Annotated in this window: 20 protein-coding genes and 3 pseudogenes; 8 read left to right on the plus strand and 15 right to left on the minus strand. The window is 61.2% G+C overall.

The window, feature by feature from the left end; all coding sequences use genetic code 11:
* Nucleotides 1–29: 29 nt before the first annotated feature.
* The 5 genes from mnmH to ABTV22_RS19750 form a co-directional block, all read right to left on the minus strand.
* Nucleotides 30–1,133, minus strand: a complete 1,104-nt coding sequence (gene mnmH / locus ABTV22_RS19730) for a tRNA 2-selenouridine(34) synthase MnmH (RefSeq protein ID WP_433736168.1) — start codon at nt 1,131–1,133, stop codon at nt 30–32.
* Nucleotides 1,133–2,167 carry a selenide, water dikinase SelD gene (gene selD / locus ABTV22_RS19735; RefSeq protein WP_433736169.1) on the minus strand — a complete coding sequence of 345 codons (1,035 nt, stop codon included), beginning with the start codon at nt 2,165–2,167 and terminating at the stop codon, nt 1,133–1,135. The genes mnmH and selD overlap by 1 nt, the downstream gene beginning before the upstream one ends.
* Before the next feature lie 203 nt (nt 2,168–2,370).
* A complete protein-coding gene (locus ABTV22_RS19740; protein ID WP_433736170.1) occupies nt 2,371–3,327 on the minus strand; it encodes a quinone oxidoreductase family protein in 957 nt (318 codons plus the stop codon).
* Between the two features lie 30 nt (nt 3,328–3,357).
* Nucleotides 3,358–3,531, minus strand: a complete 174-nt coding sequence (locus tag ABTV22_RS19745; protein ID WP_433736171.1) for a DUF1427 family protein — start codon at nt 3,529–3,531, stop codon at nt 3,358–3,360.
* A gap of 205 nt (nt 3,532–3,736) precedes the next feature.
* A complete protein-coding gene (locus ABTV22_RS19750) occupies nt 3,737–4,513 on the minus strand; it encodes an AraC family transcriptional regulator (protein WP_433736172.1) in 777 nt (258 codons plus the stop codon).
* 147 nt (nt 4,514–4,660) lie between these two features.
* Between ABTV22_RS19750 and ABTV22_RS19755 the strand changes: the two genes are divergently transcribed.
* Nucleotides 4,661–4,888, plus strand: coding sequence for a DUF6555 family protein (locus ABTV22_RS19755; protein WP_047527456.1), 228 nt, complete (start codon nt 4,661–4,663; stop codon nt 4,886–4,888).
* Nucleotides 4,889–4,996: 108 nt separating this feature from the next.
* Here ABTV22_RS19755 and ABTV22_RS19760 read toward each other — a convergent pair whose 3' ends face one another.
* The 3 genes from ABTV22_RS19760 to ABTV22_RS19770 form a co-directional block, all read right to left on the minus strand.
* A complete protein-coding gene (locus ABTV22_RS19760; RefSeq protein WP_433736173.1) occupies nt 4,997–5,155 on the minus strand; it encodes a metallothionein in 159 nt (52 codons plus the stop codon).
* Nucleotides 5,156–5,309: 154 nt separating this feature from the next.
* A complete protein-coding gene (locus tag ABTV22_RS19765; RefSeq protein ID WP_433736174.1) occupies nt 5,310–5,756 on the minus strand; it encodes a DMT family transporter in 447 nt (148 codons plus the stop codon).
* Between the two features lie 2 nt (nt 5,757–5,758).
* Nucleotides 5,759–6,244, minus strand: a complete 486-nt coding sequence (locus tag ABTV22_RS19770; RefSeq protein WP_433736175.1) for a DMT family transporter — start codon at nt 6,242–6,244, stop codon at nt 5,759–5,761.
* Nucleotides 6,245–6,472: 228 nt separating this feature from the next.
* Here ABTV22_RS19770 and ABTV22_RS19775 point away from each other — a divergent pair, with 228 nt between their 5' ends.
* A complete protein-coding gene (locus ABTV22_RS19775; RefSeq protein WP_433736176.1) occupies nt 6,473–7,408 on the plus strand; it encodes a LysR family transcriptional regulator in 936 nt (311 codons plus the stop codon).
* Between the two features lie 115 nt (nt 7,409–7,523).
* Here ABTV22_RS19775 and ABTV22_RS19780 read toward each other — a convergent pair whose 3' ends face one another.
* The 3 genes and pseudogenes from ABTV22_RS19780 to ABTV22_RS19790 form a co-directional block, all read right to left on the minus strand.
* Nucleotides 7,524–8,345, minus strand: a complete 822-nt coding sequence (locus tag ABTV22_RS19780; RefSeq protein ID WP_433741455.1) for a methyl-accepting chemotaxis protein — start codon at nt 8,343–8,345, stop codon at nt 7,524–7,526.
* Nucleotides 8,346–8,429: 84 nt separating this feature from the next.
* A pseudogene (locus ABTV22_RS19785) lies at nt 8,430–9,206 on the minus strand (cache domain-containing protein); the annotation flags it as partial.
* 184 nt (nt 9,207–9,390) lie between these two features.
* A complete protein-coding gene (locus ABTV22_RS19790; protein WP_433736177.1) occupies nt 9,391–10,707 on the minus strand; it encodes a Na+/H+ antiporter family protein in 1,317 nt (438 codons plus the stop codon).
* Nucleotides 10,708–11,250: 543 nt separating this feature from the next.
* On the opposite strand from ABTV22_RS19790, the pseudogene ABTV22_RS19795 reads away from it, so the two are divergent.
* The 3 genes and pseudogenes from ABTV22_RS19795 to ABTV22_RS19805 form a co-directional block, all read left to right on the plus strand.
* Nucleotides 11,251–12,273, plus strand: a pseudogene (locus tag ABTV22_RS19795) (PDC sensor domain-containing protein); the annotation flags it as partial.
* 390 nt (nt 12,274–12,663) lie between these two features.
* Nucleotides 12,664–13,179: pseudogene (locus ABTV22_RS19800) on the plus strand (methyl-accepting chemotaxis protein); the annotation flags it as partial.
* A 315-nt stretch (nt 13,180–13,494) separates the two neighbouring features.
* Nucleotides 13,495–15,171 carry an MFS transporter gene (locus ABTV22_RS19805; protein ID WP_433736178.1) on the plus strand — a complete coding sequence of 559 codons (1,677 nt, stop codon included), beginning with the start codon at nt 13,495–13,497 and terminating at the stop codon, nt 15,169–15,171.
* Between the two features lie 156 nt (nt 15,172–15,327).
* Here ABTV22_RS19805 and ABTV22_RS19810 read toward each other — a convergent pair whose 3' ends face one another.
* The 4 genes from ABTV22_RS19810 to ABTV22_RS19825 form a co-directional block, all read right to left on the minus strand.
* Nucleotides 15,328–16,647 (minus strand): sensor histidine kinase, encoded by a 1,320-nt coding sequence (locus ABTV22_RS19810; protein ID WP_433736179.1) that lies wholly within the window; start codon nt 16,645–16,647, stop codon nt 15,328–15,330.
* A complete protein-coding gene (locus ABTV22_RS19815; protein WP_433736180.1) occupies nt 16,644–17,312 on the minus strand; it encodes a response regulator transcription factor in 669 nt (222 codons plus the stop codon). The genes ABTV22_RS19810 and ABTV22_RS19815 overlap by 4 nt, the downstream gene beginning before the upstream one ends.
* Before the next feature lie 3 nt (nt 17,313–17,315).
* On the minus strand, nt 17,316–17,561 hold the full coding sequence (locus tag ABTV22_RS19820; RefSeq protein WP_433741457.1) for a PepSY domain-containing protein: 246 nt from the start codon (nt 17,559–17,561) through the stop codon (nt 17,316–17,318).
* Between the two features lie 77 nt (nt 17,562–17,638).
* On the minus strand, nt 17,639–17,947 hold the full coding sequence (locus ABTV22_RS19825; protein WP_433736181.1) for a PepSY domain-containing protein: 309 nt from the start codon (nt 17,945–17,947) through the stop codon (nt 17,639–17,641).
* Between the two features lie 226 nt (nt 17,948–18,173).
* On the opposite strand from ABTV22_RS19825, the gene ABTV22_RS19830 reads away from it, so the two are divergent.
* The 3 genes from ABTV22_RS19830 to ABTV22_RS19840 all read left to right on the plus strand — a co-directional run bounded on the left by ABTV22_RS19830 (nt 18,174) and on the right by ABTV22_RS19840 (nt 20,699).
* A complete protein-coding gene (locus tag ABTV22_RS19830) occupies nt 18,174–19,253 on the plus strand; it encodes a patatin-like phospholipase family protein (protein ID WP_433736182.1) in 1,080 nt (359 codons plus the stop codon).
* 62 nt (nt 19,254–19,315) lie between these two features.
* Nucleotides 19,316–19,672 (plus strand): 6-carboxytetrahydropterin synthase QueD, encoded by a 357-nt coding sequence (gene queD / locus ABTV22_RS19835; RefSeq protein WP_433736183.1) that lies wholly within the window; start codon nt 19,316–19,318, stop codon nt 19,670–19,672.
* 196 nt (nt 19,673–19,868) lie between these two features.
* A complete protein-coding gene (locus tag ABTV22_RS19840) occupies nt 19,869–20,699 on the plus strand; it encodes an alpha/beta fold hydrolase (RefSeq protein WP_433736184.1) in 831 nt (276 codons plus the stop codon).
* Nucleotides 20,700–20,726 lie beyond the last annotated feature (27 nt).

Consider the following 20,726-nt stretch of genomic DNA (forward strand, 5'->3'; position numbering starts at 1 on the left):
TGCCCGCGAAGAGGCCAGCAGAATCACCATCAACCTCGTTGATTCACCCGCTCACGCAAATACTCCAACACCGCCCCCCGCTCCCCCGCAAACTCGATCCGTGCGCCCTTTTTCTCCCGCTGAAACTCATACATCGGATCGTAATACTCAACCAGCAATCCCTCGATCCATCCCCGGTGCAAATCCACAGCGCCGCTTCGCCCCTGCTCTGCCAGGGCGTCTTCCATCAACACCAACATCCGTCGATGACGCTCCCCGCCCAGGCGCTTGTGCACGTTATTCAGGCTTTCCAGCATGCGTTCGCTAAATAGCGCAAAGCCTTCATCGCCATGCACCCGGATGAACTCGGCACACAAATCCACCACGTAATCACGCAGGATCCGTTCGACCCGCCCTTGCAGGCTGTCTTCGAGCCAGACCATCGGAAACTGCTGCATGCCCTGATACAGCGGCAATGGCAGCGCACAACTGCCGATGGCACGGTTCTCGTCTTCCAGCACGAATTGTTCAATGCCCTGGGCACGCTTTTTAAGCAGGTCCACTGCCAGGCGGTTTTCAAAGTCGATATTGGAGGGTTGGCCGATGGCCCGTTTGCCGAAACTGGAGCCGCGATGATTGGCGTGGCCTTCCAGGTCCAGCCCGTTGCGCAATTGCGTGAGCACTTCAGTCTTGCCAGTGCCAGTCATGCCACCCAGCAAGACGAAATCGCACTGAGCGACGGCCTCATCGACCGTGTTCAACAGGAAACTGCGCATGGCCTTGTAGCCGCCGACGACACGCGGGTAGTCGATGCCCGCCTCGGCCTTGAGCCACTGCTGGACGATCTGCGAACGCAGGCCGCCGCGAAAGCAATACAGATAGCCGTCTGGATGCGCCCGGGCGAAGTCCGCCCAGGCTTCGATGCGCTCGACCTTGATGGTGCCAGACACCAACTGATGCCCCAGCTCGATGGCCGCTTGCTGACCGTGTTGCTTGTAACAGGTGCCGACCCGTTGCCGCTCCTGATCGTTCATCAGCGGCAGATTGACCGTACCGGGGAACGCGCCCTTGGCAAACTCGATAGGCGCGCGGGCGTCCATCATCGGCCGGTCGTTGAGGAAGATATCGCGGTAATCGGTGCAGTCGACAGACATCAAGACACCTCGACCGCGTGATTCTGTCGCTCGACCAGTTCGCCGATGGGTTCAAGGTTGAGGCCCAATTGCGCGGCGGTTTCGAGAAACTGTCGGTTACCGGCGGGGGTGACCGCGATCAGCAAGCCGCCACTGGTCTGCGGATCGCACAGCACGCGTTTATGCAGTTCCTGAAGACGGCCCAGCTTGTTGGCGTAACTGTCGAAGTTACGCAAGGTGCCACCTGGAATGCAGTTCTGTTCGAGGTAATACTCGACCCCCGGCAAACGCGGCACCCGGTCGTACCGGATACGTGCGGTCAAGCCGCTGCCGTCCGCCATTTCCACCAGATGCCCCAGCAGCCCGAACCCCGTTACATCGGTCATCGCCGTCACGCCCTCGAGCTTGCCGAAACGGCTGCCGGGCTTGTTCAGGGTGCACATCCAGTCGCGGGCCAGGCCTATGTCGGCGTTGCGCAATTTGCCCTTCTTCTCGGCGGTGGTGAGGATGCCGATGCCCAGGGGTTTGGTCAGATACAACAGGCAACCGGCGGTGGCGGTGTCGTTGCGCTTCATGTGGCGTTTTTCCACAAGGCCAGTGACGGCCAGGCCGAAGATCGGCTCCGGCGCATCGATGGAGTGGCCGCCCGCCAGGGGAATGCCCGCCTCGTCGCACACCGAGCGGCCGCCGCGAATCACCTCGCGGGCAATTTCCGGCGCCAACACATTCACCGGCCAGCCAAGGATCGCAATCGCCATCAACGGATCGCCGCCCATGGCGTAGATATCGCTGATGGCATTGGTGGCGGCGATTCGGCCGAAATCGAAGGGATCGTCGACGATCGGCATGAAAAAGTCGGTGGTCGAGACCACGCCGCGTTCTTCATCGATCGAATAAACCGCCGCGTCATCGCGCGAGGCATTGCCGACCCAAAGTTTCGGGTCCAGGTTCTGCGCCCCGCTACCGGCCAGAATCACTTCCAGAACCTGGGGGGAAATCTTGCAACCGCAACCGGCACCGTGGCTGTATTGGGTCAGGCGGATCGGTTCGCTCATCGGGGCACCTCGCTTAAACAGTGGTGCCGATTCTAGCAGAGGGGTGTTTTTCGTTAACACTTGTAGGAGCTGTGTAGGAGCTGTGTAGGAGCTGTCGAGTGCAACGAGGCTGCGATCTTTTAAGATCAAAAGATCAAAAGATCAAAAGATCAAAAGATCAAAAGATCGCAGCCTGCGGCAGCTCCTACAGGGGGTGTCGGGGGTCAAGGTAATAGGATGACCTTTTCACCACTGCCCTGATTTACCTCGGCATAGCGCTCCAACCCCTCAGACAACGGCGATTCGAACAATCCCTGAGGCAACGGCAGCAGGTCCTGATCGAAAAACCGGCCGAACTGGTCAAGCATCGCCGCACAGGCTTGCACGCCATACAGCAACGAGTTGATGCCCACCACCGACCCGCCCTTGCGATACAGCGCCAGGGCCGGCAACTGCACCATGCCATCCACCGGTGCAGCGATGATCGCGATGCGCCCGAACGTGGCCAGCGCTGCGACGGACGCCGGCAGCCAAAAACCGGTGGTGTCGAAAATCACATCGGCGCCGCCACTGAAAACGGCGTTTACCTGTGCGCCGAGATCCTCGGGTTTGTCCAGTTGCAGGGTCTGGTACCCCTGATCCTGCAAGTCCTTGACCTGCTCCGGTCGGCGCGCCGCCGCCAGCACCTGGGCGCCTCGCACCTTCGCCAAGGCCAGAGCGGCACTGCCTACCGCCCCGCCGCCGATCACCAGCAAACGGGTTTGCGCCGTCACCAGACTGCGCTCCAGTGCATCCCAGGCCGTGGTGTAAGGCACGCCAAGACTGGCCGCTTGGGCAAAACTCAGATGCGTGGGCTTGAGCGCTACGCCATTGGCCGGCAGTTTGACGAACTGCGCATGGGACCCGTCGGCGAAAAAGCCCAGCTCACGGCCAGTGCCCCAAACCTGCTGGCCGATCAACGCTTGCGGGCCTTCGACGACGATGCCGGCAAAATCGCGACCGGGAATGCGCGGCAATGTGGTGTAGGGAAAGCGCCCCAGCACGTTCTTCACATCGCTGGGGTTGAGGCCGGCGGCCTTGATTTCCACCAACACTTCATCGGCGCCGGGAACCGGGGTCGGCACCTCGACGTAGCGCAGGGCCGAGAGATCGCCGGTTTTGTCGAACTGTAGTGCTTTCATGAGGGTTTCCATCGAGTCAATAAGCGCGATTCAGGAGAGCCAGCCAGCGACCAACTGCCGGCCCATCGGCCAGAGTTTTTCGCCGGTCAACATGCCGAGCAGGCCGATCAGAGCGATGGCCGGCGGTGCGGGAGAACGAACATCCAGGGCGCCGTAGAGCAGGCCGACACCCAGACCGATCACCAGGGAAATGAAGTAGCTCATGGCAGGCTCCGTGGGCCGTTGAGAGATGCCGCCAGTCTAGTGAGCGGTGAATGCGGACACCGGCCAAGTGCTTCGGAATTTCGGCCAAACCACCCTCAATACATGGAACTTGTAGGAGCGAGCATGCTCGCGATGGACGTGAACGATAACGCGTGCTTCCTGAATTAACGCGGTGTGCTTGAGTCCATCGCGAGCATGCTCGCTCCTACAGGTTCTGGTTCGCGCAGAACTGCGAGGGTGCGACCCCCAGTTCGCGACGGAACATGTCGCTGAAGCTGCTAGGTGAGTAACCCAATTCCCTCGCGATGGCGCTGACCGGCATCCCCTGGATCAACTCGGCGGTCGCCGTCGCCAGTTGCACCTGGCGCCGCCATTCGGCGAACCCCATGCCCAACCCTTCCTTGAACAACCGCGCCAGGGTACGCACGCTGGCACCGGCGCTTTCGGCGTGTTGCTCAAAGGGAATGTCCAGCGATGGCTGGGCCATGACCGCCTGACACAGGTTCATCAGACGCCGGTCGGAATCGTCCGGCAAGGGGATTTTCATCAACGAACGCCGGGCCCGCCTGAGCTCCAGCAGCGCCAGCCCCACCAATGCCTCGTAATACTCAGGAGCACCATCGTCGCCCTGCTCCACCAGACTGACGATCAACTCGCGCAACAGCCCGCCGACCTCGATCACCTGAACGCTGTCATCGAGCGTTGCTGCCAGGGACGGTCGCAGGTAGATATTGCGCATTTGCAGGTCAGACACCACGCGAATCCCGTGGGGCACGCCCGGCGGTAGCCACACCGCCCGTTGCGGCGGCACCACCAACGCCTCATGGGGCGTCTCGACCCACATCACGCCACTCATGGCATACAGTAACTGCCCCCAGACATGCTCGTGCGGCTCGATGAACAACCCACGCGGATAGGTTCGCGCCAGCGGTTGCACCGGCACATCGGTATCACTCAGATCCGGAGGGGCGGCAAGGGCCATGGTCAATGATCATTGGGGTAGGAAGAAGGCTTTATGTTAACCAGACGCCGAACCGGCTGCCAGCGCGTGCGCCCGACTGAAAATCCGACTGAATTTTCCGTCCGGCCCGCGATCCGTTTAGATACAACAGGGAGGAATACGGGCCATATGAACAACGCAAAACTCTTCGTCATTGAGTACACCCTTCATGGCGTCCCCAAATCGTTCATCATCCGCCTGGACAAAATGGACAACGCCGAAGCCTGGCACTGGGCGAGTTGCGATGCGGGGGTGGGCCGCATTCCGCGTTTTGGCCGGGAAAAGGTGCAGAAAACCAGTAAGCCGATGGCCGAGAAATTCGGCGTCGAAAACGTCAAATGGCGACCCGCGAACTGACGCCTGACGCTGCCCCGTAGGAGCTGTCGAGTGCAACGAGGCTGCGATCTTTCAAAGGCAGATCAAAAGATCGCAGCCTTCGGCAGCGCCTACAAGGTTCAAGCCGGGTCAGTGGGCGCACTTGCAGCCTTCATGGACACACTCTTCACCGTGCTCATGGTGCTTGGCGCAGGCTTCACAGCAATAGTGTTTGCCGTGACGCACGATCGGATGCTCGCCAAGCTTGCAGTTGCATTTTGGACAGTCACATTTGCGGTCATCGCTCATGACGCTGACTCCTTTTGCAGTGGTCGTCGAGGGCAGAACAAACAACCCGTTTAACCAGTGTAGGAGCTGCCGCAGGCTGCGATCTTTTGATCTTGTTTTTTAGAAAGCAAAATCAAAAGATCGCAGCCTGCGGCAGCTCCTACACAGAGCGGTGTCAGGCCCGACTGCTGCGGTACATGAACACCAGCGCCACCCCCAGCAGCACCATCGCCAGTATCCGGCTGCCCGATAACTCGATCGCCGGATTGCCCAGCCAGCCAAAGTTGTCGATCAACATCCCCATCCCCAACTGCCCGACGATGACCGCGACCGTCGCCACTGCGGTTCCCACCCGTGGCACCGCGCCGACCATGACCATCATGTAGACGACACCAAACAGTGCCCCGCCGAGTTGCCACTTCGGCACGTCCAGCAGGGTCACCGCGTGGGCCGGTTCAAAAAATAGAATCAGCAACCCCGTGCTCACCGCGCCCACCACAAAGGTCAGCAAACTGCTGCGCAGCACACCGACCGTTTCCCCCAGGCGTCCATTGATTGCCGCCTGCACACTCAACACCGCTCCGGCCACCACGACCACGGCCAACAAAATAATCAGGTTCATCCTTACCCCCGAGCAATCAGAACAAGTGCCGCGACGATCAGCAGCAAGGCCAGCCAGCGTTCAGCGTTGACCTTCTTACGGGTCGCGCCGAACCAGCCGAAATGGTCGATCAGCACGCTTTTACCGACCTGCCCCGAGAGGATCGCGATCATGGTCATGGCAATGCCGATGTGCGGCGTGGCCAGTGTCAGCACCACCACATAAATCGGCCCCAGAAACCCGCCAATCAACTGCCAGCGCGGTAACTCGCTCAGGGCCGGGCCTTGTTGCGGGCCGCTGAACAGCAACAGCAGAAACAGAATCGCCGAGCCGACACCGAAAATGCTCAAGGTTGCCCACAGGTGCCCGACCTGCACACCCAACGGCCCGAGCAGACCGGCCTCCACGGAAAGGCCCATGCCCGCCAGGATCACCAGAGGCAGCAGCAATAGCCGCAGTCCCGGTTTCGTCGTGGGTGTTATCGCGATATCGATTGAAGAAGATTGCATAGGGAAAACCTACCCGTCATCAGATGAAAAACACACTCCCCTTGTAGGAGCAGAGCTTGCTCGCGAAGGCGGTGTGTCAGGCCCCATCGTTTGTGTCTGATACACCGCCATCGCGAGCAAGCTCTGCTCCTACAAGGTTTGTGGGGGGCATTATCCGGTGGCGATGCTTTGCGATAAATGGGAGCATCCTGACAACACTTTTGCGTAACTCGCACAACAGGACTCACCATGCACGGCCTCAACGAACTGGGATTCAAGGCGCTTCGCCTGTTTGTCGCGGTGCTCGACCACGGCAGCTTTTCCGAAGTCGCCCGCCGCGAAGGTCTGGCGCCCTCTTCCATCTCGCGGCAGATCCAATTGATGGAACAGGCCTTGGGCCAGCAATTGCTCTACCGCCATACACGCGCCGTTACCCCCACCGAAGCCGGGCGCATGCTCGGCCACCATGCGCGGTTGGTGCTGGTGCAACTGGAGGAAGCCGAACAGGCCTTGCAGGAACAACAAAGCGAACCCAGCGGCCTAGTGCGCATCAACGCGCCGGTGGTGTTCGGCCAACGGCACCTGACACCCTGGCTGGGGCGCCTCTGTGCGCGTTACCCGAAGCTGCAACTGGATATCCAGCAGACCGACAGCTACATCGACCCGTTGCAGGAAGGCGCGGACCTGTTGTTCCGCATTGGTCCACTGCCCGATTCCAGCATGCAGGCGCGCATCCTCGCGCCCCACCGTTTTCAGGTGGCGGCGAGCCCTGCCTACCTTGAGCGGCGTGGCACACCGCAGCACCCCGATGACCTGGCGGCCCATGATTGCCTGGCCTACAAGGGCGTGACCGGCTTGCAACGCTGGTACTTTCGCCAGGGTCAGCAGCCGTGGAGTCCGTATTCGGTGAAAGGCCCGATCACCGGCAACCACGCCGACACCCTGACCCAGGCCGCCGAACAAGGCCTGGGGCTAGTGATGTTTCCGTCTTGGCTGATTGGCGAATCGGTGCGCAACGGCACGCTGGTGCCGGTGCTGGGCAATTATCAGGTGTCCAACAGCTTCGAACCGCAGCAGATCACCGTGCTCTGGCCGGGAAGCCGGCGCCTGTCGGTGAAGGTGCGCACGGTGATTGATTTCTTTATGGAGTGTTTTGGCGAGGTGCCTTACTGGGATAGGCAGTGATACCCACACCGTATCTGTAGGAGCAAAGCTTGCTCGCGATGGCGGTGTGTCAGGCGCCATCATCTGTGTCTGACACGCCGCCATCGCGAGCAAGCTTTGCTCCTACAGGGGCGGCTTAGATCCGGAATTGCCCCACCAATCCGCCCAGGCGCTGCCCAAGGTCCGCCAGGCTTCTGGAGGTTTGCGCGCCCAACTGGGTCTCATCGGCCACGTTGTCCACCGCCACCGCAATCTGATGCACGCTGCGGTTGATCTCTTCGGCCACCGCGGTCTGTTCTTCGGCGGCACTGGCGATCTGGGCGTTCATCGAATTGATGGTGGCGATCAGCTGCGCCATGGTGTCGAGCGAAGCGCCCGCCTCGTTGGCCTGGGCCGAGGTGCCGTCACCGGCCTCGCTGGAACGGCGCATGGCTTCCACCGCCGACTGGGTGCCGGCCTGCAAGCGGTCGATCATGCCCTGGATTTCCTGGGTGCTGATCTGTGTGCGGCTGGCCAGTGCCCGCACTTCATCGGCCACCACCGCAAAACCACGCCCGGCCTCACCGGCGCGGGCCGCTTCGATGGCCGCGTTGAGCGCCAGCAGGTTGGTCTGCTCGGCAATTGAGCGGATCACCCCGAGCACGCTGACAATCGACGACACGTCTTTTTGCAGGCTGTCCAAAGACACGCCGCTGCTGCGGATGTCGTCCACCAGTGCATGGATCTTCACGATACTGCCGGCCACCACGCGCTTGGCGGCCTGGCCTTCTTCGTCGGTCTGCTGCGCAGCCACCGCGGCGTTTTGCGCACTTTTGGCCACTTCCTGGGCGGCGGCAGACATTTCATTGATCGCCGTGGCCACCTGATCGGTCTCGTGGCGCTGACGCTCCATGGCCTGGTCCGAACGCTGGGCCTGATCGGAGACCTGATTCACCAACCCGGTCAGTTGGGTGGTCATTTCGCTGATCTGGCGCACCAGGCCGTGGATCTTGTCGACGAACCGGTTGAACGAGGCGGCCAGCTCGCCCAGTTCATCCTGGCTGGTGATGGTCAGGCGACGGGTCAGGTCGCCCTCGCCCGCCGCGATGTCGTCGAGGTTGGCTTTCATCAGGTTCAGCGGACGCAGAATGGTATTGGCCAACAACATCCCGGCCGCCGCGATCAGCAACAGCACCACCACGGCCACGCCGACGATGCTCAGCACCATGCCTTGCATGCGCTCCTGGACCTTGGCTTCGACCACGGCCACTTGCGCCTCGATGCCGTCCAGATTGACCGAGGTACCCACCGCCATGTCCCATTTCGCCAGGTATTCGGTGTAGCCGAGTTTCGGCACCAGCACCTGCGCATTGCCCGGCAACGGCGAGCTGTATTGCAGGTAGTGGGTCCCGTCCTTGGCGACCTTCACCAGATCGCGGTTGACGTAGACGCCGTTCGGGTCGCGATTGTCCTTGAAGCTCTTGCCCACGCCCTCTGGGTCATTGGCCTTGAACAGGCGCACGGTCTCGGAGTCGTAGCCAAAGAAGTAGCCTTCCTTGCCGTACTTGATGTTCGACAGCAACTTGATCGCCTGGGCGCGCGCGGCGTTATCGCCTTGGGCGGCAGCGTCGTACAACGGCTTGATCGTGGTCATGGCCACGGCCACGTAACTTTGCAAAGTGGCTTTGGCATCGCTGAGCAGGCGCTCACGGGTTTGCTCGACTTCATGCCGGGCTTGCCCTTGCAGAATGAACAATGTGGTCAGGCTGATGACCAGCGCAAAGAGCAGCACCGGGAGGACGGCAAGGGACAGGACTTTGGCCTTCAGGCTCATGCGCATGACGTTCACTCTTTTGGTTTTATTGGCGTGGTTAAAGGCTTTAACGGCACGCCAGATCAAAAGTTGAGGTCACACGCCCCCTGTAGGAGCAAAGCTTGCTCGCGATGACGTACGCACATCCAACATTGATGTTGACTGGTACATCGCTATCGCGAGCAAGCTTTGCTCCTACAGGGGTAAGGGGTTAGAGGACCATCGCGGCAATCCAGCCAAACGCCAGCAACGGCAGGTTGTAGTGCAAAAATGTCGGCACCACGGTGTCCCAGATGTGGTGATGCTGGCCGTCGATGTTCAGGCCGGAGGTCGGGCCGAGGGTGGAGTCCGACGCGGGTGAACCGGCGTCACCCAACGCACCGGCGGTGCCGACGATGCTCACGATGGCGAGCGGGCTGAAGCCCAGTTGCACGCACAACGGCACGAAGATCACCGCCAGGATCGGCACCGTGGAAAACGACGAACCGATGCCCATGGTCACCAGCAGCCCCACCAGCAACATCATCAGCGCGCCAACCGCTTTACTGTGGTCGATCCACGAGGCGGACGCTTCGACCAGTGTCTGCACTTCCCCGGTGGCCTTGATCACTTCGCCGAACCCGGAGGCGGCGATCATGATGAAGCCGATCATCGCCATCATCTTCATGCCTTCGGTGAACAGGTCATCGGTGTCACGCCACTTGACGATGCCCGACAGCGAAAAGATCAGGAAACCGGCCAGCGCGCCGATGATCATCGAATCGAGCAGTAACTGGATAATGAACGCCGCCGCGATGGCCAGGCCCGCCACCATCAGGCTCAACGGGTTGTATTGAACCGCCACCTGTTCGACCTGCTCGATCTTTTCCAGGTTGTAGACGCGCTTCTTGCGATAGCTGATAAACGCCACCCCAAGCCCGACCAGCATGCCCAGCGCCGGGATGCCCATGGCGTGGGTGACGTTGATGCCGCTGATGTCTACGCCACTGCGGGCGACGTTGGCCAGCAGGATTTCATTGAGGAAGATGTTGCCGAAGCCCACCGGCAGGAACATGTACGGGGTGATCAGACCGAAAGTGATAACGCAGGCAATCAACCGACGGTCCAGTTGCAGCTTGGTCAGCACATATAAAAGCGGCGGCACCAGCAAGGGAATGAAGGCGATATGTATCGGCAAGATGTTCTGCGAAGCGATGGCCACCACCCAGAGCAGGCCGATCAGCAGCCACTTGACCTGCCCCCCACCGGTGGCGTGCTGACGATCGACCATCGCCAGGGCTTTGTCAGCCAAGGCGTGAGCCAGGCCGGATTTGGCAATCGCCACGGCAAAAGCGCCGAGCAACGCGTAAGACAACGCCACCGTCGCCCCGCCGCCCAGGCCGCTGTTAAAGGCTTTGAGCGTCGCTTCGATACCCAGGCCACCGGTCAGGCCGCCCACCAGTGCACCGACGATCAGCGCGATGACCACGTGCACACGGGACAGGCTGAGGATCAGCATGATGCCGACCGCGGCAATCACTGCATTCATTTCATTACCTCGAGACAAACGGAAAGACTCCGTCCGGCAGTCTAGGAGAGACGCCAGCGGATTGAAGAAGAATGGGTTTTATTAGAGGGCGCGCACTGTGCCGCAGAGTGGGGCCGGTGTCAAAGAACCTCGGCCTTGCGGACATGTAACTGCGTGTGCCCACTGTAGGAGCCGGCTTGCTGGCGATGATGCCCGTCCATTGAACAATGCAGAGCCTGACCTGCCGCGATCGCCAGCAAGCCGGCTCCTACAGAGCCTTAAGAAATCCAAATCCCGGCCGTTACAGTGCAAAGTCTCAGATACTTATCGAATAAGGACGTCTCCATGTCGCTCAGACAACTTTCCATCCAATGGAAAATCACCCTGCTGGCCGGACTTTGCCTGGCGGGCATCGTGACCCTGCTGGTGGGGCTTTCGCTGTATCGCATGGAGCACAGCTCTGCGCTTGTGAAAGCCTCGAGCATGGAGATGCTGAACGAAGCGGCCCAGGCGCGGATCGAGTCCCAAGGCGAGAACCAGGCGCTGAACATTCGCCAGCAGTTCATGGATGCCTATCAATACGGCCATGGCTTTTCCCGGCAGGTGCTGTTTCTGCGTGATCAGGCTGAAAAGCGTTTTCTCGATGCCTTCGACCTGCGCGAAGACCTGACCCGCCAGGTCAAGTCGGCGCTGCAAGCCAATCCGCAATTGCTCGGCCTGTCCCTGGTGTTCGAACCCAACGCACTGGACGGCAAGGACGAGTTGTTCGCCGGTCAGAGCGACGTTGGCAGTAACGAAAAGGGCCGCTTTGCCCTGTACTGGTCACAACCGACGCCCGGCAAGCTGACCGCCATGCCACTGCCGGAAAAAGACATCGCCGACACCAGCACCGGCCCCAGCGGTGAAGCGGCCAATGCCTGGTTCACCTGCCCGCGCGCCACGCTCAAGCCCTGCGTAATCGAGCCGTACTTCTATGTGATCGACGGCCAGAACGTGCTGATGACCAGCATCGTTTTCCCGCTGATGGTCAACGGCAAGGTCATCGCGTCGCTGTCGGTGGACATCAACCTCAACAGCCTGCAAGCACTCAGCCAGAGCGCCAGCAAGAAACTCTATGACGGCCAGACCAGCGTCAGCATCGTCAGCCCCGCCGGCCTGCTCGCCGGTTACAGCTCGGACGCGAGCAAACTCAGCCAGCGCCTGGAAGCCGTGGACAAGACTTCCGGTGCCGAGTTGATGCGCATGCTTGCTGCCGCCAGCAAGACCACCAGCTTGCACAGCGATCAGCAACTGAAGGTGCTGGCACCGTTCCAACCGATTCCCGGTGGAAAATCCTGGGGCGTGTTGCTCGACGTGCCTGAAAAAGTGCTGGTCGGCCCTGCCGAAGCGTTGAAAAAGCAACTGGATGACAGCAACACCGCCGGCTCTCTGACCGAACTGGGCCTGGGCGTACTGGCCGCGTTGATCGGCTTGTTGTTGGTGTGGCTGATGGCCCGCAGTGTGACCAAGCCGATCCTCGGCGTAGCGCACATGCTCGAAGACATCGCCAGCGGCGAAGGTGACCTGACCCGACGCCTGGCCTACGACAAACAGGATGAACTGGGCCAGTTGGCCGGCTGGTTCAATCGCTTCCTCGACAAGCTGCAACCGATCATCGCCGAGGTCAAACGCTCGGTGCAGGACGCGCGTAGCACCGCCGACCAGTCTTCCGCCATCGCCACCCAGACCAGCGCCGGTATGGAGCAGCAGTACCGCCAGGTGGATCAGGTCGCCACCGCCTCCCACGAAATGAGCGCCACCGCCCAGGACGTCGCCCGCAGCGCCGCCCAAGCGGCACAAGCGGCACGGGATGCCGATCAGGCGACCCGCCAGGGCCTGACCGTGATCGATCGCACCACCACCAGCATCGACCATCTGGCCGCCGACATGAGCGCGGCCATGGTCCAGGTCGAAGGCCTGGCCGCCAACAGCGAGAAGATCGGTTCGGTGCTGGAAGTGATCCGCGCCATCGCCGAACAGACCAACCTGCTGGCGCTCAACGCCGCCATCGAAGCAGCCCGTGCCGGTGAGGCCGGACGCGGCTTTGCCGTGGTGGCCGATGAAGTGCGCAACCTGGCACGACGCACCCAGGAGTCGGTGGAAGAAACCCGTCTGGTGATCGAACAACTGCAAAGCGGCACCCAGGATGTGGTGGGGTCGATGGGCAACAGCCATCGCCAGGCCCAGGGCAGTGTCGAGCAAGTCGGTCAGGCCGTGACGGCCCTGCGGCAGATCGGCGAGGCGGTGACTGTGATCAGCGACATGAACCTGCAGATCGCCAGTGCCGCCGAAGAACAAAGCGCGGTGGCCGAGGAGATCAACAACAACGTGGCGACCATTCGCGACGTCACCGAATCGCTGTCGGGACAGGCCAATGAATCGGCGCGGGTGAGCCAGTCGCTCAATAGCCTGGCCAACCAACAACAGAGCCTGATGGACCAGTTTCGCGTGTAGCCCCAATCCTGCCGCCTGACACCCATCCTTGTAGGAGCGAAGCTTGCTCGCGATGGTGTGTCAGGCGACATCACCGCAGCTGACACACCATCGCGAGCAAGCTTCGCTCCTACAGATAGCGCCCCCCCATAATCCCCCGCATTCCCCCCGCCATGATGGCGAGTGGATATCCACGTAAAGCCGATTATGCTTCTAGAAACCTTGCAGCGATGTGAGGCCGTCAGTTCGTGCTCGATGACATCAGCCCCAGGGCCAGGGTGCGGCAATAAACACTGAAGGTGCTCCGGCCTAAAACAAGAACAACGGAGAAAACTCATGGCGGCAATCGACAACACCACCACGGGCAGCGCGCCCAACCGCGGGATCACCAAGGAGGAGCGCAAGGTCATTTTCGCCTCGTCCCTGGGCACCGTGTTCGAATGGTACGACTTCTACCTCTACGGCTCCCTTGCCGCGATCATCGCCAAACACTTCTTCGCCGGCGTCAACGAAACCACCTCCTTCATCTTCGCCCTCCTGGCCTTTGCCGCCGGTTTTGCCGTGCGGCCTTTCGGCGCCATCGTGTTCGGCCGACTGGGCGACATGATCGGGCGCAAGCACACCTTCCTGATCACCATCGTGATCATGGGTGTCTCCACGGCAGTGGTGGGTTTTCTCCCCGGCTATGCCACCATCGGCGTGGCGGCGCCCATCATCCTGATCACCCTGCGCCTGTTGCAAGGCCTGGCCCTGGGGGGGGAATACGGTGGCGCTGCGACCTACGTGGCCGAACATGCACCGAAGGGCAAACGCGGTTATTTCACCTCGTGGATTCAAACCACCGCGACCCTGGGCCTGTTTCTGTCGCTGCTGGTGATCCTCGCCTGTCGCACCGCGCTGGGCACCGAGGCCTTCGAAGCCTGGGGCTGGCGGATCCCCTTCCTGCTGTCGATTCTGCTGCTGATTGTCTCGGTGTACATCCGCCTGCAACTGAGCGAGTCGCCGGTGTTCATGAAAATGAAGGCCGAAGGCAAGGCGTCCAAGGCACCGCTGACCGAATCCTTCGCCCGTTGGGAAAACCTCAAGATCGTCATCATGGCCCTGCTTGGCGGCACCGCCGGCCAAGCCGTGGTCTGGTACACCGGGCAGTTCTACGCGCTGTTCTTCCTGTTGCAGACGCTGAAGATTGACCCGCAGACTGCCAACCTGCTGATCGCCGGTTCGCTGCTGATCGGCACGCCGTTCTTCGTCATCTTCGGCAGCCTGTCCGACCGCATCGGGCGCAAGGGCATCATCATGGCCGGCTGCATCCTGGCGGCGCTGACCTACTTCCCGATCTTTCATGCGCTGACCCAGTACGGTAACCCCGACGTGTTTGCCGCGCAGGAGAAAAACCCGGTCACGGTGATCGCCGATCCCGGTCAGTGTTCGTTCCAGTTCGACCCGGTGGGCAAGGCCAAATTCACCAGTTCCTGTGACCTGGCCAAGACCGTGCTGGCCAAGCGCGCCATCCCCTATGTAAACGTGAAGGCCGAGCCGGGCACCGTGGCGCAGGTGCGCATCGGCGAGAAAGTGCTCACCAGCTTCGAAGGCACCGGTATGCCGGCCGCCGACTTCAAGACCCAGAACGACGCGTTCACTGCGTCGCTCGCCACCGCCCTCAAGGAGGCCGGCTACCCCGAGAAAGCCGACCCGGCCAAGTCCAACTACCCGATGGTGCTGCTGCTCCTGACGATCCTGGTGATCTACGTGACCATGGTCTACGGCCCGATCGCCGCCTGGTTGGTGGAGCTGTTCCCGGCGCGCATCCGCTACACCTCGATGTCGCTGCCCTACCACATCGGCAACGGCTGGTTCGGCGGCTTCCTGCCAACCGTGGCTTTTGCCATGGTCGCGGCCACGGGGGATATCTATTACGGGCTGTGGTACCCGATTGTCATCGCGTTGATGACCGCGGTGCTGGGGATTTTCTTCATGCCGGAAACCAAGGATCGGGAGATTCATCACACCTGAATCTCTGGGCCCTATGAAATCCCTGTGGGAGCGGGCTTTGTGGCGAGGGGATTTATCCCCGTTGGGTTGCGAAGCGACCCCAAAAAATGGGACTGCTGCGCAGTCCAACGGGGATAAATCCCCTCGCCACAGGTCCCGCTCCCACAAGTTCCGTGTTCAACCTGACCTTTTGGGCAATTCGATCACCACCTTCAACCCACCCCACTCGCTTTCCTGCAACTGCAAAACCCCGCCCCAGCTGTCGACGATGTCGCGCACGATACCCAGGCCCAGTCCATGCCCATCGGTCTGCTCATCCAGCCGGGTGCCGCGACTGAGGACCAGGTGGCGCTGGTCTTCGGGAATGCCCGGTCCGTCATCTTCCACGCTCAGCTCATACCCTTGCGCGGACTCGATCACGCTCAAACGCACTTCGGCATCCGCCCATTTGCAGGCGTTGTCCAACAGGTTGCCAAGCAACTCCAGCAAGTCTTCGCGATCCCACGGCAATTGCAGGCCGGTCGGCGCTCGATAGCTCAGGTCCAGATGTTCGCCATGGATCATGTTCAAGGTCGCCAGCAACCCTGGCAGTTCGGCGTCGCAGTCAAACAAGGCGCCAGGCAGTGCGTCGCCCGCCAGCCGGGCACGGTTGAGTTCGCGGTTGAGCCGCTGCTGGACCTGCTCCAGTTGCGCCTTGAGGATCTGGCGCAAATGCGGGTGTGCGTCGAGCTGTTCGCTCTCGGTCAGGCTCAGCAACACCGCCAAGGGGGTTTTCAACGCATGGCCGAGATTGCCCAAGGCATTGCGCGAGCGCTTAAGGCTGTCTTCGGTGTGGGCCAGCAAATGGTTGATTTGCGCCACCAGCGGTTCCAGCTCCACCGGCACCTCGTCATCGAGTTGCGAGCGCTGGCCCTTTTGCAATTGCGCGATCTGTTCGCGGGCCTTTTCCAGGGGACGTAAAGCACGCCGCACGGTGACCCGTTGCAACAGCAGAATCAGCAACAAGCCCGCCAGGCCCAGCCCCAGACCGACCTGCCGCATGCGTTGGAAGCTCTCGCGCACCGGCGTGTAATCCTGCGCCACGCTAATGGAAATCGATTGGCCCAGCCGGCGATAGTCTGAACGCAACACCAGCAACTGCTGACCCTCAGGCCCCAATTGCAGGTTGCTGTGCAGGCCGGGATGATCGAGCGGCGGCAGCTCCTGATCCCATAACGAGCGGGAACGCCAATGACTGTCGGCAAAATCGATGCGGAAATAATGACCGGAAAACGGTCGTTGATAGGCCGGCGCCAGGTGCCGCTCATCCAGCTGCAAGCCCTGCGGGCCACGTACCAGCGCCACCAGCAGGTTCTCGCTGTCGTTGCGCAGCCCCGCTTCGAGGTAGCGCTGCAAGCCGATTTCGAACAGCCACAGGCTGGTTTGTGCCAGCACCAGGCCGACGACCACCATCACGCTAATCAGGCCCAGGCTCAAGCGGCGCTGGATCGACCTCACTGCGCTTGCCCGCCGAACAAGTAACCCTGGCCGCGACGGGTTTCGATCACGCTGCGCCCGAGCTTGCGACGCAGGTGATTGACGTGGACTTCCAGCACGTTGGAGTCGCGCTCGGTTTCGCCGTCGTAGAGGTGTTCGGCCAGGTGGCTTTTGGAGAGGATTTGCTGTGGGTGCAGCATGAAGTAACGCAGCAGGCGGAACTCGGCGGCAGTCAGTTGAATGTCGGCGCCGTCGCGGGTCACGCATTGGCGCCCTTCATCCAGATGCAATCCGGCGGACTTGAGCGTCGGTTGATTGACCTGGCCGTGGGAGCGGCGCAGCAATGCCTGGACGCGCAGGTACAGTTCTTCGGGATGAAACGGCTTGGTCAGGTAATCGTCGGCTCCGGCCTTGAGCCCCTCGATACGCTCGGCCCAGGAATCGCGGGCAGTGAGGATCAGCACCGGCGTGGCCAGCCCGGCCGCTCGCCACTGCGCCAGCACTTCAAGCCCCGGCAACCCCGGCAGGCCGAGGTCGAGAATGATCAGGTCATAGGGTTCGGTGCTGCCCTGGTACACCGCGTCGCGCCCGTCGGCCAGCCAATCCACGGCGTAACCCTGGCGATTGAGACCGGTCTTCAGTTCGTCCACCAGAGGCACGTGATCTTCCACCAGGAGCAAACGCATCGATCAATCTTCCTTGTCTTTGAGTAAACGGCCGGTGGCGGCATCGAGGTCGAGCTCGCGAACCACGCCTTGCGCGGTCAGCAACTCGACTTCATAAATGTAGACGTCGTCCTTCTCTTCAAGCTCAGCCTCTAGCAGTTTGGCGCCCGGATAGAGGGCCAGCGCCTGCTGCAGCAATTGTTCGAGCGGCAGGATGACCCCTTGCTGGCGCAGGCGCAGGGCTTCGTCCTGGTCAAGGTCACGTGCCATCGCCACTGAACAAACAGCCAGAAGCGCCAGCGCCAACCGGCTACTGACGCGTCGATGTTTAAAAGAAAGCAACGTCATTACGAATCCTGATGATCCTTGAGTACCTGCCCACTGACCGCGTCTAATTCCAGATCCCACTCCAGGCCCTGCGGATCGCGCAGTTCGATCTGATAGATGTACTTGCCGTACTCTTCTTTCAGCTCGGTTTCAGTCACCGTTGCGCCGGGATGTTTGGCCAGTGCCGTGGCATTGAGTTTTTCAAAAGACACAATGGTACCAGCGTCACGCAGTCGCAAGGCTTCATCCGGCCCCAGATCCCGTGCATGGGCGAGGCTGGCGGTCAGGCCGATGAGGGACGCGATGGACAGGGCAGTCAGGAATTTCATGGGGTGTCTCCGTATTTTTAGGTGTTGCCTACGGGGCCACCATAGCGACATCAACTTAATTGAAACTGAATGGCCATCATTGAAGCGAATTCCTTGTAGGAGCTGCCGCAGGCTGCGATCTTTTGATCTTGCCCTTAAAAACGAAATCAAAAGATCGCAGCCTGCGGCAGCTCCTACAGGGAGGTATGCGTTTACAATTCCCCGCTTGCCAGAAGCCGAGACCGTAATGACCGCCATCCACATCAAATTCCCTTCCCTGACCCTCAAGGCCGGTTCGCGTGCCTTTGCGCGTATTCGTGAGCAAGGCCTGAGCGCCGCCGATGTCGGTACGCTGCCGGGCGCTGCGGGTGGGCCGAAGGCGCTTGGAATCCAGGGGCTGGATTTGGCGTTGTTCGGTGAGTGGCTGCCGTCGGCGCCACGGGAGCGCTCGCTGATTGGCGCGTCGGTGGGTTCCTGGCGTTTCGCCAGCGCTTGCCTGCCGGACGCCGCCGAAGGCATCCGCCGGCTCGGCCAGCTCTACACCGGGCAGAACTTCGCCAAGGGCGTGACCATGGCACAGATCAGCCAAAGCTCGCGGCAAATGCTCGACGATTTGCTCGACGGCCGCGATGCCATGCTCCTGGACAACGCCCACTACCGCCTGAACATCATGGTGGTCAGAAGCCACGGCTTGCTGGCGGACGACCATCGCGGTCGCTTGGGCCTGGGCCTGTCGTCGGTGATCGCCGACAACCTGCGCGGTCGTGCCAGGCTGTCGCGGCACTTCGAGCGGCTGATCATCCACGACCCGCGCCTGGCCCCGCCGGTCAATGCGTTGAATGACTTCCCGTCGCGCTTCGTCCCGCTCCACGCCGGCAATCTGCGCCAGGCCCTGCTCGCCTCGGGGTCGATCCCCATGGTGATGGAAGGCGTGCGCGACTTGCCGGGAGCGGGTGCCGGGACGTTCCGCGACGGTGGTCTGCTGGACTATCACCTCGACCTGCCCTACAGCGGCAACGACATCGTGCTGTATCCGCACTTCACCGACCGGGTGATTCCCGGCTGGTTCGACAAAACCCTGCCCTGGCGCCGCGCCTGCCCGACGCGCTTGCAAAACGTGCTGTTGCTGGCACCGTCAAAGGAATACCTGGCGCGCCTGCCCTACGGCAAGCTGCCGGACCGCAACGACTTCAAGCGCTTCATGGGCGACGCCCCGAGCCGGCAGAAATACTGGCGCGCAACGATCGATGAGAGCCGCCGGCTGGGCGATGAGTTTCTCGAACTGGCCGCCAACGGTCGCCTCGGCGAACGCTTGCTGACCCTTTAGTCAGGACAAACTGGTAAACTCGCCGCCTGCCCGCATTGCCATCTGAACAGAGCTTAAAAACTGTGGAAATTTTCAAAGAGTTCACCTTCGAATCCGCCCACCGCCTGCCCCACGTCCCGGAAGGTCACAAGTGCGGGCGCCTGCACGGCCACTCGTTCAAAGTGGCGATTCACCTCAGTGGCGAGCTTGATCCGCATACCGGCTGGATCCGCGACTTCTCGGAGATCAAGGCGATCTTCAAGCCGCTGTATGAACGCCTGGACCACAACTACCTGAACGACATTCCCGGCCTTGAGAACCCGACCAGTGAAGTGCTGGCCAAATTCATCTGGAACGAGATGAAGCCATTGCTGCCGGAACTCAGCGCGATTCGCATCCACGAGACTTGCACCAGCGGTTGCATCTATCGCGGCGAATAAAACACGCCCCCTGTAGGAGCGAGCATGCTCGCGATAGCGGTGAGACTGTCAAATAGATGTTGGATGTGATGCCGCCATCGCGAGCATGCTCGCTCCTACAGGGGAACTGCGTTTTGTCGGGGAATAGAGAACAGCCTTCATGGGCTGTTTTTTTATGCCTATGCTTTTTGGCTTCCATCGCCAAAAGGACACGCCCATGGCTGACTGGCCGCTGGCTCAGACCTATCGCTTCAACGGTAACGAAGTTCGCTATGCGGTACGAGGTGACGGTCCACCGTTGGTGTTCGTGCACGGCACACCCTTCTCTTCCTATGTCTGGCACCGGATCGCACCGCACTTCATCACCACGCACCGGGTGCATTACTTCGATCTGCTGGGTTATGGGCAGTCGGAGAAAGTTGACGGCGACGTCTCACTCGGGGTCCAGAATCAACTGCTGGCACAGCTTCTGGATCACTGGGGGCTGGATCAACCTGATGTGGTAGCCCATGACTTTGGTGGCGCCACGGCCCTGCGTGCCCACCTGCTCAACGGCAGGAACTACCGCAGCCTGACGCTGATCGATCCGGTGGCGCTGACGCCCTGGGGCTCACCGTTCGTGCAGCATGTGCGTCAGCACGAAGCCGCCTTCAGCGGCCTGCCCGACTACATCCAGCGAGCCATCGTGCCCACCTATATTCGCGGCGCGATCCATCGAGACATCCCGGACGCTGAACTTGCCCCCTACGTGCAGCCATGGCTGGGTGATCCGGGGCAAGCAGCGTTCTATCGGCAGATCGCGCAGATGGACGAACGCTACACCCGCGAGGCCGAGGGGTTGTACCCGACGATTCGCTGCCCAGTGCAGATTCTCTGGGGCGCGGAGGATCAGTGGATTCCCATCGAGCGCGGACGCGCCTTGCACCAGATGATTCCCGGCTCGCAATTCCATGCCATCGCCAAGGCCGGTCATCTGGTTCAAGAAGATGCGCCGGAAGCCATCGTCGCCGCGTTGCTGCGGTTTCTACCCCTGCACAAATCCCCCTGAATAAACCAAATCCCCTGTGGGAGCGAG

Origin of the sequence: Pseudomonas putida (assembly GCF_050990305.1) — a bacterium.
Lineage (GTDB): Bacteria > Pseudomonadota > Gammaproteobacteria > Pseudomonadales > Pseudomonadaceae > Aquipseudomonas > Aquipseudomonas putida_AH.